The organism is Desulfatitalea alkaliphila (assembly GCF_022968795.1).
Taxonomy (GTDB): domain Bacteria; phylum Desulfobacterota; class Desulfobacteria; order Desulfobacterales; family Desulfosarcinaceae; genus Desulfatitalea; species Desulfatitalea alkaliphila.
Genome location: NZ_JALJRB010000046.1, coordinates 1 through 13,895, shown reverse-complemented (window position 1 = coordinate 13,895; position 13,895 = coordinate 1). Strand labels below are relative to the sequence as shown.

Sequence of the window (13,895 nt, the reverse complement as noted above, 5' to 3'; positions counted from 1 at the left end):
CATCGAGTAATGTGCAAGGAGAGCCCAGGTGAGAGTCATCATAACGCTCGCATGCGGTGAGTGTAAACGCCGCAACTACACGACGACCAAAAACAAACGCACCACGCCGGATAAACTGGAGTTCAACAAATATTGTCCGTTCTGCCAGAAACATACGCCCCACAAGGAAACCAAATAGGTTCCGGGGATGAGCTTTGTCATGTATGCAGGCCAGTAGCTCTAATGGTAGAGCATCGGACTCCAAATCCGGGTGTTGGGGGTTCGAATCCCTCCTGGCCTGCCATTTTCAAAAAGTGGCAAAGCGTGCGTTGTAACATCATGGCCCAACGGCGGTTGTAATCCGGGCAGCGCGATGAGCGCTGCGGACGAACAAGGAGCGGCATGGGACGATTACTCAAAAAGAAGGATCCCGAGAAGAAACGCGCCCAGCGGCTGGAAAGAACCGGCGATGAGGGCACGGCCAATGGGGCGCAAGGGGGTGCACCTGCCAAAATTGCGCCCGCCGCTCGGAAGGCCCAGCCACCCGCAAAGCCCAAGCCCGTCGCCGGCGCCGAGGACAATTTCATTCGCAAAAGCATCCAGTTTCTGAGGGAAGTGAAAAGCGAATTGAAAAAAGTGACCTGGCCGTCGCGCAAACAAACCATGGGGTCTACGGCGGTGGTCATCATTTTGGTGATGGCGATTTCACTATTCCTTGGGACGGTCGATTTCGCTCTTTCGAGTCTTGTCCGGATCGTGCTTCCTTAACAACAGAAGAAGGTGACTTGTGGCTTTACGTTGGTACATCGTCCATGTCTATTCGGGGTTTGAAAATAAAGTCAAATCCGCCCTGGAAGAACGCATGGCCAATGCGCCCAATCCGGAAAAATTCGGCGAGGTGGTCGTTCCCACCGAAGAGGTGGTGGAGTTGGTCAAGGGCAAACGGCGGACCTCCTCGCGCAAGTTTTATCCCGGGTATTTACTGGTGCGAATGGTATTGGACGATGAAACTTGGCATATCGTAAACAATACCGCCAAGGTCACCGGGTTTCTGGGGGGGCGCGACAAGCCGACACCGTTGACGGACGAAGAGGCCGATCGGATCCTCAACCGGATGGAAGCCGGCAAGCTCAAACCCCAGCCGAAATACCACTTCGAGGAAGGCGATGATGTGCGGGTGATCGACGGTCCGTTCACCAACTTCAACGGCACCGTCGAAGAGGTGAACAACGAGAAGGGTAAAATCAAGGTGCTGGTCAGCATTTTCGGTCGTTCCACGCCGGTTGAGCTGGAGTTCGTGCAGGTCACCAAACTTTAGAAATCAAGCGATTGCAAAGAGTCAGGAGATAATAGACAACCATGGCGAAAAAGGTAATGGCACTAATCAAGCTGCAAGTACAGGCGGGCAAAGCCACTCCCTCGCCCCCTATCGGTCCTGCGCTGGGTCAGCACGGCGTGAATATCATGGACTTTTGCAAGGCTTTCAATGCGCGTACGGCCAACGATGCCGGCATGATCATTCCGGTGGTGATCACCGTTTTTCAGGATCGCTCCTTCACCTTTATCACCAAAACCCCGCCCGCGGCCGTCCTGTTGAAAAAGGCGGCCAAAATCGCCAAGGGTGCGGGAGATCCCAAGCGGGACCGTGTTGGCAAGGTGACCCGCTCACAGGTTGAGGAGATTGCCAAGATCAAGATGGCCGATTTGAACGCCAACGATCTGGACGCCGCCTGTCGCATCGTCAGCGGTACGGCGCGCAGCATGGGCATCGAAGTGGTTTAACCGGTTGCCCCCCGGCCAATGCAGCAGTAGGCCGGTTGTTGTGGCGCAACACCATGTCAATTGTCAAGGAACAGGAACGGAAAATGCCGAAACGGGGTAAAAAATACATCGAATCCAGAGGCAAGATTGATACGCTGAAGCGGTATGATTTTGCTGAAGCCGTCGAATCCGCCATCAAGGCATCCTACGCCAAGTTTGATGAGACCGTGGATGTAGCCGTCAAGCTTGGCGTCGATCCGCGTCACGCAGATCAGATGGTGCGGGGCACGGTGGTGTTGCCGCATGGGCTGGGCAAGGAAGTGAAAGTATTGGTTTTCGCCAAGGGCGAGAAGGAGGCCGAAGCCAAGGATGCCGGTGCCGATTTCGCAGGCGGTGATGATCTGATCGAACAGATTCAGGGCGGCTGGTTCGGCTTTGACAAGGCGGTTGCGACACCCGACATGATGGGCACCGTCGGCAAAATCGGCCGCGTACTCGGCCCGCGCGGATTGATGCCCAACGCCAAGACCGGCACGGTCACCTTCGACGTGGCCAAGGCGGTTCAGGAGCTCAAAGCCGGCAAGATCGATTTTCGTGTGGAAAAGGCGGGCATCGTCCACGCACCCATGGGCAAAGTCTCTTTCGGGGTGGAAAAACTGGTCCAGAACATATCCGCTTTCATGGAAACCATTCTGCGGCTGAAGCCTTCTTCCAGCAAAGGCACCTATCTGAAGGGGATCGCAGTGTCCACCACCATGGGGCCTGGCATTAAAATCGACACGGCCCTCGTCAAGGAGCTGGTCAAGTAAGATTGGAAACGGCCCTGGCCGTTGCGACCGATGAATGCGCCGCGACGGATGGCAAGGGGCGCCGATACCGGCCAAGGCCGGTGATACAGCAGATCACCATAAACAGACAGACGGAATTCAATAAACTGTCAAAGACCGTAGGTACACGCGGGTGTTCGCCGGAAGGCCGACAGCGTGTTTAATCGGCGCAAGCCGGCCCACCGAGACAGTCTGCGCACGGTTGCCGAACAGATCCAAAACACCATCGGCGGCACATTCGTATTCAATCCATGTGGCCTGCCGGCCGGCTCAGACCCACCCTCAATGTACCTTCCGGTTGCACAGTCACGGAAGGAGGTGTTAAATAAATTGGATATCGAGGCCAAAAAACAATTTGTCGCTGATTTGAAACAGCGTCTGGACCGCAGCAAGGTTGTTATCCTGACCGATTACAAAGGGCTTGACGTGGGCACCGTCACCGAGTTGCGCAGAAAGCTGCGTGAAGCCCAGGTGGAGTTTCAGGTCATCAAGAACACCATGCTGCGACGGGCTTCGGAGGGCACGCCGGTCGAGCCGATCATCGAACATTTCAAGGGGCCCAGTGCCATCGCGGTCAGCTACGACGATCCGGTGACCGTGGCCAAGATCCTGTCGGATTTTGCCAAGGCCAATGACAAGCTGGAAATTAAAATGGGTGTCATGGGCGGCAAGCTGATGGATGCCGGCATGATCAAATCCCTGGCGACGCTGCCGTCCCGCGAAGTGCTGCTGGCCACCGTGCTGTCGACCATGAATGCGGTTCCCACATCGTTGGTACGGGCCCTGAGCGACGTGCCGCGCCGCATGCTCAACGTCTTGCAAGCCATCAAGGATCAAAAAGAGCAGGTTGCTGCTTGATAATCGCCTTGAGGCACACACCATCGAACGATACATCATGCGGCCCGCATGCGGGTCGCCGGATAACAATTTTCTGGAGGATTCAAACCAATGGCTGATGTAACCAAACAGGATGTGATTGATTTCATTGCTAACATGACCGTTTTGGACCTTTCCGAGCTGGTCAAGGAGCTGGAAGAGAAATTCGGTGTTTCGGCCGCCGCACCGATGGCCATGATGGCTGCCGCCGGACCGGCCGGTGAAGCCGCCGCCGTCGAAGAGAAAACCGAATTCGACGTGGTTCTGCTCTCTTCGGGTGACAAGAAGATCGGCGTGATCAAAGAGGTGCGCGCCATCACCGGGCTGGGTCTCAAGGAGGCCAAGGACCTGGTCGATTCCGCGCCCAAACCGGTCAAGGAAGGTATTGCCAAGGAAGAAGCCGAAAAGATCAAAGCCCAATTGGAAGAAGCAGGGGCCCAGGTGGAACTCAAATAGAGACCCTTGGTGGGGAAATTATCGATTGCCCTGCAAAAATTCACAAAATGATGTGATGCGAAAATGGGGTGGAAAGGCCGCAAACCTTTTATCCCATTTTCGCGTTTCCTATCGTCCCTGAATCAAAATTGGAGAGACAATGGCTGCGAGGCTGTCCCTTGACAAGCGTATCCGGAAGAATTTCGGCAAGATTCGCAAAATCGTCGAAATCCCCGATCTCATTGGCATGCAAAAGGAGTCTTACCGACGCTTTCTGCAGCTCGATGTGCCGCCTGAAAAACGGGAGGACATCGGCTTGCAGGCCGTTTTCAAGTCGGTTTTTCCCATCAAGGATTTTACGGGCAGCGCTTCTTTGGAGTTTGTGGCTTACCGGTTCACCACGGTCAAGCACAGCGAGGAGGAGTGCATTCAACGGGGCATGACCTATGATCTGCCGGTCCATATCACCGTGCGCCTGGTGGTTTACGATGTGGACAAGGAGACCGGCGCCGCCAACATCCGTGACATCAAGGAACAAGAGATCTATTTCGGCACCATTCCGTTGATGACCGACAAGGGCACTTTCATCATCAACGGCACCGAGCGCGTGGTGGTCAGCCAGCTGCACCGATCTTCGGGCGTTTTTTTCGACCACGACAAAGGCAAGACCCATTCCAGCGGGAAGATCATCTACAGCGCCAGGATCATTCCGGTGCGCGGCTCCTGGATCGATCTGGAAATCGATCCCAAGGATATTGTTTACATTCGCATCGATCGACGCCGTAAATTTCCGGTGACCACACTGCTCAAAGCCTTCGGTTATTCCACAGAGGACTTGCTCACCTACTTTTACGCCAAGCATCGTGTGATCATCGAAGGGCGCAGGGCTTACAAAGCCTTCGACGAAGAGCTGCTCAAGGGACAACGGGCCACCCGCGACGTCGCCGAACCGGCCTCCGGCGAAGTTCTGGTCAAGAAGGGCCGCATCTTCACCCAGCGGGCCATCAAGCAGATGAAGGCCGCCAACATGGAGACCGTGCCCATCGCTCCCGAAGAGCTGATCGGCAAGGTGTTCGCCGTCAACATCGTGGACCCCAAGAGCGGTGAGGTACTTTACCACCCTAGCGAGGAGATCGACGAGGATGTGCTGGCCAAGCTGAAAACCGCCGGCATCAATGAATTCGACATCCTGCACATCGACGGCGTTTCCAGCAGCGATTCGGTTCGCAAGACCCTGGCCTTGGACAAGGTGACCAGCAAGGAAGAAGCACTGATCGAAATCTATCGCTTGCTGCGGCCGGGTAACCCGGCAACGCCCGAAGTGGCCCAGGATTTCATGGACCACCTGTTCTTCAAATCGGCCTACTACGATCTTTCCAGCGTCGGCCGGTTGAAGATCAACCTGCGGCTGGGAATCAACGCCCCGGTCCACCTTCGCACCCTGCGCAAGGAAGATATCCTGCTGACTACCAAGACCCTCATCGAGCTGCGGGATACACAAGGGGTGGTGGACGACATCGACCATTTGGGTAATCGGCGGGTGCGCGCCGTCGGCGAATTGCTGGAGAATCAGTACCGCATCGGCCTGGTGCGCATGGAACGGGCCATCAAGGAGCGCATGAGCCTTCAGGAGGTGGACGCCCTGATGCCCCATGACCTGATCAACCCGAAGCCGGTGTCGGCGGTGGTCAAGGAATTTTTCGGCACCAGTCAGCTCAGCCAGTTCATGGATCAGACCAACCCCCTTTCCGAAACCACCCACAAGCGGCGCTTGAGCGCCTTGGGGCCGGGCGGTCTGACCCGCGAAAGGGCGGGCTTCGAAGTGCGCGACGTCCATCCGTCCCACTATGGTCGCATCTGTCCCATCGAAACGCCGGAAGGGCCCAACATTGGCCTGATCGTTTCGTTGAGCACCTATGCCCGGGTCAACGATTTCGGTTTTATCGAAACCCCCTACCGGGTGGTGCAAAACAACAAGGTGACCAAGGACGTCAAGTTTCTCAGCGCTTTCGAAGAGAAAAAGCACCCCATCGCCCAGGCCAATGCCCAGTTGGATGATGAAGGCACCTTCGTCAACCCCCAGGTCACTTCACGGGTGGCTGGCGAATTCATGATGGTGGATCGCGAGCAGATCGAACTGATGGACATCTCGCCCAATCAATTGGTCAGCGTTTCGGCCTCTTTAATTCCGTTTCTGGAAAACGACGACGCCAATCGCGCCTTGATGGGGTCCAACATGCAGCGCCAGGCCGTGCCTTTGATGAGCAGCGAGGCACCGCTGGTGGGTACCGGCATCGAGGGTGTTGTGGCCAAGGATTCCGGCGTGACCATCGTCGCCGAGCGGGATGGCGTGGTGGTGGATGTGGACGCGGCCCGGATCGTGCTGCGCCATGACCCCGACCCCAAGGGCCGGAAGAAGCCGGTGACCACATATAACCTGCATAAATTCGTGCGTTCCAACCAGAACACCTGCTTCAACCATCGTCCCATCGTCAAACGAGGGGACCGGGTGACCGCCGGCGAGATCATCGCCGATGGACCGGCCACCGATCACGGTGAACTGGCCCTCGGCAAGAACGTGACCGTGGCCTTCATGCCCTGGGGGGGGTACAATTTCGAGGACTCCATCCTGGTGTCGGAACGCCTGGTGCGCGATGGCGTGTACACCTCCATCCACATCGAAGAGTTCGAGGTGGTGGCCCGGGACACCAAGCTGGGCAAGGAGGAGATCACCCGCGACATTCCCAACGTGGGCGAAGAAGCACTGCGCAATTTGGATGAAAGCGGCATCATTCGTCTGGGGGCCGAAGTGGTGCAGGGGGATATCCTGGTGGGCAAGATCACGCCCAAGGGCGAAACCCAGCTCTCGCCGGAGGAGAAGTTGCTGCGGGCCATTTTCGGTGAAAAAGCCGGCGATGTGAAAGACACTTCGCTGCGGGTGCCTCCGGGTGTGGAAGGCATCGTTATCGACGCCAAGGTGTTCGCCCGTCGGGGCACTGAAAAGGATGAGCGGACTCAAGCCATTGAAATGGCTGAAATTACCGTTCTCGAACGCAACCGCGACGATGAATTGAAACAGATCGAGACGATCACCAAAGAGCAAATCGAAGCCGTGGCCCTGGGCAAAACGCTGGCAGCGCCCTTGAAGAAGGGCAAAAAGGCTTTTGCCGCGAAAGGCGATGCGGTGGCCGAGGGGATGTTGACGCAGATCCCCATGGCACAGTTGGAAGGTATCGTGCTGGAAGATGCCGAGGTCACCGAGCAGGTGCACGATCTGCTGGAGCGCTATCGCCAGTTGTGCGACGGTGTCCGGGAGCAGTTTGAAAACGCGCTGCAACGCTTCGAACGGGGTGATGAATTGCCTCCCGGCGTAATCAAGATGGTCAAGGTATACGTGGCCATGAAGCGCAAGCTGTCCGTGGGCGACAAGATGGCCGGCCGGCATGGCAACAAGGGCGTGGTATCCCAGATCCTGCCCATCGAAAACATGCCCTACTTCGAGGATGGCACGCCGGTGGATATGGTGCTCAATCCGTTGGGGGTGCCCTCGCGCATGAACGTGGGCCAGATCTTGGAGATTCATCTTGGGCGGGCGGCCAAAGGGTTGGGCAACCAGATCAACCAGATGCTCGAAGAGCAAAAGAGCCAAGCCTTGCGTGAAAAATTCAAACGGATTTTCGACGACCCCGCGACGATCAAAGCCATCGACCAGTTGGATGAAGCGGGGGTGATGGGGATGGCGAGCAATTACCAGAACGGCGTGTTCATGGCGACGCCGGTCTTCGACGGCGCCAAGGAGGAGGAGATCAAAAGCCTGCTGGCCGAGGCCGGTGTGTCCCGTAACGGGCAGGCGACCCTCTTTGACGGCCACACCGGCGAACCTTTCCGTGAGAAGGTGACCGTGGGCAGCATGTACATGCTCAAATTGCATCATTTGGTGGATGATAAAATCCATGCCCGGTCCATCGGGCCCTATTCCCTGGTTACCCAGCAACCCTTGGGCGGCAAAGCCCAGTTCGGCGGTCAGCGGTTGGGCGAGATGGAGGTGTGGGCCATGGAGGCCTACGGTGCCGCCTATGCATTGCAGGAGTTTCTGACCGTCAAGTCCGATGACATGGCCGGTCGAACCCGCATGTATGAAAAAATCGTCAAGGGGCAGAATATTCTGGAACCCGGATTGCCCGAATCATTCAAGGTTTTGACCAAAGAATTGCAAGCCCTCGGTCTGGACGTGGGCCTCTTGGAAGACAAGGATTTGCCCCAATCCTAAGACGACCTCCGGTCGCCGTGCAGTGCACGGCCGGTGGAAGCATATAGCACTGAATTTTTTTCCAACTCGAGGAAATGTGCATGGAAACTTTGTATGACTTTTTCGCCAAGCCGACCGACCCGCGGCAGTATCGCGGTGTTCGGGTGGCCCTGGCTTCGCCTGAGCAGATTCGTCAGTGGTCCCACGGCGAAATCAAAAAGCCCGAGACCATCAACTACCGCACCTTCAAACCCGAGCGGGACGGTTTGTTTTGCGCCAAAATTTTCGGTCCCACCAAGGACTACGAGTGCAATTGCGGTAAGTACAAGCGGATGAAGCACCGGGGGGTGATTTGCGAGAAATGCGGCGTGGAGGTGATTCAGTCCAAAGTGCGCCGCGAACGTATGGGCCACATCGAGTTGGCCACGCCGGTTTCCCACATCTGGTTCCTAAAGAGCCTGCCGAGCAAGATCGGCAACCTGCTGGACTTGACGCTAAAGAGCATGGAAAAGGTGCTCTACTTCGATTCCTATATCGTCGTCGATCCCAAGGACACGCCGCTGCAGAAGTGCCAACTGCTGACCGAAGAGAAGTACCGGGAGGCCATGGAGCAGTTCGGTGGAAAGTTCGAGGCGGGTATCGGAGCGGAGGCGGTCAAGCGGCTGCTGGAAGAAATCGATTTGGACAGCCTCTACACCTCCTTGCGGGAAGAGATTCGCAGCACCAACTCGGTGGCCAAACGCCAGAAGCTGTCCAAGCGCCTCCGGATCGTGGATGCCTTCCGCAAAAGCGGCCTCGACCCGGTATGGATGATCATGGACGTGATTCCGGTGCTGCCGCCCGATTTGCGGCCCCTTGTGCCGTTGGAGGGCGGCCGCTTTGCAACTTCCGACCTCAACGATCTGTACCGCCGGGTGATCAATCGCAACAATCGGCTCAAACGGCTGGTGGATCTCAAGGCCCCCGATATCATTGTGCGCAACGAGAAGCGCATGTTGCAGGAGTCGGTGGACGTACTGTTCGACAACGGCCGCCATGGGCGCGTCATCACCGGCACCAACAAGCGGCCGCTCAAATCGTTGAGCGACACTCTTAAAGGCAAGCAGGGCCGTTTCCGTCAGAACCTGCTGGGCAAGCGGGTGGATTATTCCGGCCGTACCGTGATCACCGTAGGCCCCAATCTGCGCCTGCACCAGTGCGGCTTGCCCAAGAAGATGGCGCTGGAGCTGTTCAAACCTTTTGTCTACTACCGCCTGGAGCAAAAAGGGCTGGTCTCCACCGTCAAAAGCGCCAAGAAAATGGTGGAACGGGAAGTGCCGGAGGTGTGGGACACCCTGGACGAGGTGGTGCGCGAATATCCCGTCATGCTCAACCGCGCCCCCACCTTGCACCGTCTCGGCATCCAAGCCTTCGAGCCCAACCTGATCGAAGGCAAGGCCATTCAGTTGCACCCCCTGGTTTGTACCGCCTTCAACGCCGACTTCGACGGTGACCAGATGGCGGTTCATGTGCCGCTGTCCGTGGAGTCCCAGATCGAGGCGCGGGTGCTGATGTTGTCATCCAACAACATCCTTTCTCCGGCCAACGGCAGCCCCATCATCGTGCCCAGTCAGGACATCGTGCTGGGCACCTACTACATGACCCTGGGCATCAACGGGCGTAAGGGCGAAGGGATGCATTTCGGCAATCCGGAAGAGGTGCGGATCGCCTACGACGCCCGCAGGGTGGACCTGCATGCCAAAATCAAGGTGCGCCTGGGCGGCAAAACCCACGACACCACCGTGGGCCGCATCCTTCTGTGGGAGATCATGCCCAAAGACCACTTGATCGTCATGCGCCACCTGATGGTGCGCGATGCCGAGGCGGCCGAAGAGATTCGGACGCAGATCGAATCCGGCGCCGATTTTGTGCAGATGATCCGGCAACACTCCCAAAGCAGCGACAAGGCCCAGGACGGTTTCATCGGCTTACTGCGCAAAGACGAGTTCCAACGGATTTTCGGCGCTGCGGCCGAGGACGCCGATGCCCTTTTCGAACTGAGCGAAGAGGATCTCAGCTATGTGGTCAAGGCCGATAAAGGCCACCACCTATTTCAAGTGATGGAGAAACGGCAGGAAATGCCCTTTGAATCCATCAACCGTGTGATGGACAAGGGTGCCCTGCGTGATCTGGTGGATTTCGCCTACCGGAATCTCGGCCCGAAGGCCACGGTCATTCTTTCCGACCGACTCAAGGACACCGGATACAAATATTCCACCAAGGGCGGGTTGTCCATCTGCATCAACGACATGATCATCCCCGAGGCCAAATGGGAACTGTTGCAGCAAGCCGAGACCCAAGTCAACGAAATCGGGCGGCAATACACCGAGGGCCTGATCACCCAGGGTGAGAAATACAACAAGGTGGTGGATATCTGGGCCAAGGCCACCGACGATGTGGCCAACGAAATGATGGAGGCCATGAAGAATGCGCTGATTTACGACGACGGCGGCAAGCCGGTGCTCGACGACCAAGGACAACCCATTGCCGCCGAGAGTCTCAATCCCATTTACATGATGGCCGATTCCGGTGCCCGCGGCAGCAAAGACCAGATGCGCCAATTGGCCGGTATGCGTGGCCTGATGGCCAAGCCCTCAGGGGAAATCATCGAAACCCCCATCCAGGCCAATTTCCGCGAAGGGCTTTCCGTGCTGCAATACTTCATCTCCACCCACGGTGCCCGCAAGGGTTTGGCCGACACCGCCCTCAAAACGGCAAACTCCGGTTATCTGACCCGGCGCCTGGCCGATGTGGCCCAGGATGCCACCATTACCGAAGATGACTGTGGCACCATGATGGGGGTGGAGGTGGAACCCCTGATGGAAGGTGGCGAGGTGATCCAGCGCCTGGGCGAGCGGGTGCTGGGCCGGGTGACCGTGGAGGACATTCTCGATCCCTTCACCGACGAAGTGCTGATACCGGCCCATCAGGAGATCGACGAGAGGGGGGTGCGCATTCTGGAGGATGCCGGCATCACCCGCGCCAAAATTCGTAGCGTGCTCACCTGCCAGACCAAGTACGGCGTTTGCGCGGCCTGCTACGGCCGCGACCTCGCCCATGGCCGACGGGTGGAAATCGGCCAGTCCATCGGTATTATGGCGGCCCAATCCATCGGCGAGCCGGGCACCCAGCTGACCATGCGGACCTTCCACATCGGCGGTACGGCCAGCCGGCGGGTGGAGCAGGCGGACATCCGGGCCCGCATGGCCGGGACGGTCAATTACCTGGAGCTCAATGTGGTTCAGGACGCTCAGGGGTATAATGTGGTCATGAACCGCCGCGGCGGGGAATTTTCCATCGTTGGCAAGACCGGCCGGGAACGGGAACGCTGCCCGGTGATCTACGGTGCCCATCTGCTGGTCAACGACGGCGATGAGGTCGAGCCCGGTCAGTTGCTGGCCAGCTGGGATCCCTTCACCACGCCCATCATCACCGAAGTGCCCGGCGTGGTGAAATTCGGTGATTTGGTGCCGGGAAAAACATTGAAGGAAAAGGTGGATCCGGTTACCGGCAAATCGAGTCGAACCGTTATCGAATCCAAGACCGGCGAAGAGCGCCCCCGCATCTCCATCAAAGGACAGGACGGCCGCACGGCCAAGCTGCCCACCGGCAGCGGCATGGCGCGCTACATCCTACCCATGGAGGCGATTCTGATGGTCGAAGAGGGCGACGATGTCAAGGCTGGCGACGTGATCGCCAAACTGCCGCGGGCCACCACCAAAACCAAGGATATCACCGGTGGTCTGCCACGTGTGGCCGAGCTGTTCGAGGTGCGCAAGCCCAAGGAGATCGCTGTGCTGAGCGAAATCGAGGGATATGTCAGCATTGCCAAATCCACCAAGAAGGGCAAACAGAAAGTTACCGTAAGCCCGGTGGATATCGGCGACAAGAAAGAATACCTGATACCCCGGGGCAAGCACATCAACGTATATGAAGGGGACTTCGTCAAGGCCGGCGAGCCCCTGGTGGGTGGCGCAGCCGTTCCCCAGGATATCTTGCGCATCAAAGGGGAAGTGGCGCTGGCGCGTTACCTGGTGGATGAGGTGCAGGAGGTGTATCGACTGCAGGGTGTGCGGATCAACGATAAGCACATCGAAGTGATCGTGCGCCAGATGATGCGACGGGTCAAGATCATCGATGTGGGCGACACCGATTTTATCGTTGAAGAGCAGGTGGATCGCATCGCCTTTGATGATATCAACCAGGCGGTGATGGCGGCCGGCGGCAAACCGGCCACAGCCGAGCCGTTGATTCTGGGTATCACCAAGGCATCCTTGAGCACCGACAGCTTCATCTCGGCGGCCTCGTTCCAGGAGACCACCAAGGTGTTGACCGATGCCGCCATCGGCGGAACGGTGGACTACCTGCGGGGGTTGAAGGAGAATGTGATCATGGGGCGTCTGATTCCCGCGGGAACGGGCCTGGTGGATTACCTGGGACTGGACGTGGCTCAAGACGCAGTAACTTCGGAGTAGCGGGTTGTTTCGGGGTCGCCGGGATGATGGGGTGATCGCCGTGGATCGGCGGCCCAGCGGCCTCGGCCGATAAAAATTTGAAACAGCCGGGAAAACCGCTTGACTTTTTCCCGGTGGCTATATACTAATCCGCTTTTTACTGGCCCGTTTTCCAGGGCAATCCAGAACAAAGTGGCGTGTGAATCAAGAGGAGCGTATGCCGACGATCAACCAACTCGTTAAGAATGGCCGCAAGCGGATCAAGCAGAAGACCACTGCACCCGCATTGAAGGGGGCACCTCAAAAAAGGGGAGTGTGCACGCGCGTTTACACCTCCACCCCCAAAAAGCCCAACTCCGCATTGCGTAAGGTGGCCCGTGTGCGTTTGACCACCGGCATCGAGGTGACCGCTTACATCCCCGGCATCGGACACAATCTCCAGGAGCACTCCGTGGTCCTGGTGCGTGGCGGGCGTGTCAAAGACTTGCCGGGTGTGCGGTATCACATCGTGCGCGGCACGTTGGATACACTGGGGGTCGAGGATCGGCGGCAGAGCCGTTCCAAGTACGGCGCCAAGAAACCCAAATAGGCGGTAACAATCGCAAATCAGTCAACGTGGTGGTGTAGGATATGCCCAGAAGAAGAGAAGTTCCAGTACGGACCGTCATTCCGGATGCCAAATACAACAGCAAACTGGTGGCCAAGTTCATTTCCGCTTTGATGCGGGACGGTAAGAAGAGCGTGGCCGAATCCCTGCTTTACGGCTCCTTTGACATGATCGAAGAGAAGACCAAGGGCCAACCGGTCAAGGTTTTCGAGCAGGCGCTGGACAACGTGCGGCCCATGATCGAAGTCAAGTCACGGCGCGTCGGCGGGTCGACCTACCAGGTGCCAACCGAAATCAGACCGTCGCGCCGGACGGCTCTGGCCATTCGCTGGTTGATCAGTTATGCCCGCAACCGGTCGGAATTGGGGTTTGCCGCCAAACTGGCCGGCGAATTGATGGATGCGGCCAACAGCCGCGGTGGTGCGGTCAAGAAGAAGGAAGACACCCACAAGATGGCGGAGGCCAACAAGGCCTTTGCGCACTACCGCTGGTAGTCATGAATATATGAACGTGCGATAGGTTTTAAATCCCGGCCAAACCCTCCGGGTAAGGAATTTAAAACCTATTCTTTTGTCTAATCGAGAGCCCGATTAGAGGAGGACGAGATGGCGAAGGCAAAATTTGAGAGAAAAAAGCCCCATGTCAACGTAGGGACGATCGGCCACATT

General features: G+C 57.5%; 11 protein-coding genes and 1 tRNA gene. All 12 read left to right on the top strand.

Annotated features, from left to right (window positions below; genetic code table 11):
- The first annotated feature begins 28 nt into the window (after positions 1 to 28).
- Positions 29 to 178, top strand: a complete 150-nt coding sequence (gene rpmG / locus MRX98_RS21295; protein WP_246915007.1) for a 50S ribosomal protein L33 — start codon at positions 29 to 31, stop codon at positions 176 to 178.
- Positions 179 to 207: 29 nt separating this feature from the next.
- A tRNA-Trp gene (locus MRX98_RS21290) sits at positions 208 to 283 on the top strand.
- A 98-nt stretch (positions 284 to 381) separates the two neighbouring features.
- A complete protein-coding gene (gene secE / locus MRX98_RS21285; RefSeq protein ID WP_246915004.1) occupies positions 382 to 747 on the top strand; it encodes a preprotein translocase subunit SecE in 366 nt (121 codons plus the stop codon).
- A 19-nt stretch (positions 748 to 766) separates the two neighbouring features.
- Positions 767 to 1,297, top strand: a complete 531-nt coding sequence (gene nusG / locus MRX98_RS21280; protein WP_246915001.1) for a transcription termination/antitermination protein NusG — start codon at positions 767 to 769, stop codon at positions 1,295 to 1,297.
- 41 nt (positions 1,298 to 1,338) lie between these two features.
- Positions 1,339 to 1,761, top strand: a complete 423-nt coding sequence (gene rplK / locus MRX98_RS21275; RefSeq protein WP_246914998.1) for a 50S ribosomal protein L11 — start codon at positions 1,339 to 1,341, stop codon at positions 1,759 to 1,761.
- A gap of 83 nt (positions 1,762 to 1,844) precedes the next feature.
- A complete protein-coding gene (gene rplA, locus MRX98_RS21270) occupies positions 1,845 to 2,549 on the top strand; it encodes a 50S ribosomal protein L1 (RefSeq protein ID WP_246914995.1) in 705 nt (234 codons plus the stop codon).
- Between the two features lie 174 nt (positions 2,550 to 2,723).
- Positions 2,724 to 3,425, top strand: a complete 702-nt coding sequence (gene rplJ / locus MRX98_RS21265) for a 50S ribosomal protein L10 (RefSeq protein ID WP_246914993.1) — start codon at positions 2,724 to 2,726, stop codon at positions 3,423 to 3,425.
- Between the two features lie 90 nt (positions 3,426 to 3,515).
- Positions 3,516 to 3,899: a 50S ribosomal protein L7/L12 gene (rplL, locus tag MRX98_RS21260; protein WP_246914990.1), complete on the top strand. Its 384-nt coding sequence runs from the start codon at positions 3,516 to 3,518 to the stop codon at positions 3,897 to 3,899.
- Positions 3,900 to 4,038: 139 nt separating this feature from the next.
- Complete coding sequence (gene rpoB / locus MRX98_RS21255; protein WP_246914987.1) at positions 4,039 to 8,148, top strand: DNA-directed RNA polymerase subunit beta; 4,110 nt, start codon at positions 4,039 to 4,041, stop codon at positions 8,146 to 8,148.
- 80 nt (positions 8,149 to 8,228) lie between these two features.
- Positions 8,229 to 12,641 (top strand): DNA-directed RNA polymerase subunit beta', encoded by a 4,413-nt coding sequence (rpoC, locus tag MRX98_RS21250; protein ID WP_246914984.1) that lies wholly within the window; start codon positions 8,229 to 8,231, stop codon positions 12,639 to 12,641.
- Between the two features lie 196 nt (positions 12,642 to 12,837).
- A complete protein-coding gene (gene rpsL, locus MRX98_RS21245) occupies positions 12,838 to 13,209 on the top strand; it encodes a 30S ribosomal protein S12 (RefSeq protein ID WP_246914981.1) in 372 nt (123 codons plus the stop codon).
- Positions 13,210 to 13,250: 41 nt separating this feature from the next.
- Positions 13,251 to 13,721: a 30S ribosomal protein S7 gene (gene rpsG / locus MRX98_RS21240; RefSeq protein WP_246914978.1), complete on the top strand. Its 471-nt coding sequence runs from the start codon at positions 13,251 to 13,253 to the stop codon at positions 13,719 to 13,721.
- Positions 13,722 to 13,895 lie beyond the last annotated feature (174 nt).

Excerpts from the sequence above, each read along its gene's own strand:
- rplL (WP_246914990.1), top strand. The coding sequence starts at position 3,516 with ATGGCTGATGTAACCAAACAGGATGTGATTGATTTCATTGCTAACATG.
- rpoC (WP_246914984.1), top strand. The coding sequence starts at position 8,229 with ATGGAAACTTTGTATGACTTTTTCGCCAAGCCGACCGACCCGCGGCAG.
- rplA (WP_246914995.1), top strand. The coding sequence starts at position 1,845 with ATGCCGAAACGGGGTAAAAAATACATCGAATCCAGAGGCAAGATTGAT.
- secE (WP_246915004.1), top strand. The coding sequence starts at position 382 with ATGGGACGATTACTCAAAAAGAAGGATCCCGAGAAGAAACGCGCCCAG.
- rpsL (WP_246914981.1), top strand. The coding sequence starts at position 12,838 with ATGCCGACGATCAACCAACTCGTTAAGAATGGCCGCAAGCGGATCAAG.
- rplK (WP_246914998.1), top strand. The coding sequence starts at position 1,339 with ATGGCGAAAAAGGTAATGGCACTAATCAAGCTGCAAGTACAGGCGGGC.
- rpsG (WP_246914978.1), top strand. The coding sequence starts at position 13,251 with ATGCCCAGAAGAAGAGAAGTTCCAGTACGGACCGTCATTCCGGATGCC.
- rpoB (WP_246914987.1), top strand. The coding sequence starts at position 4,039 with ATGGCTGCGAGGCTGTCCCTTGACAAGCGTATCCGGAAGAATTTCGGC.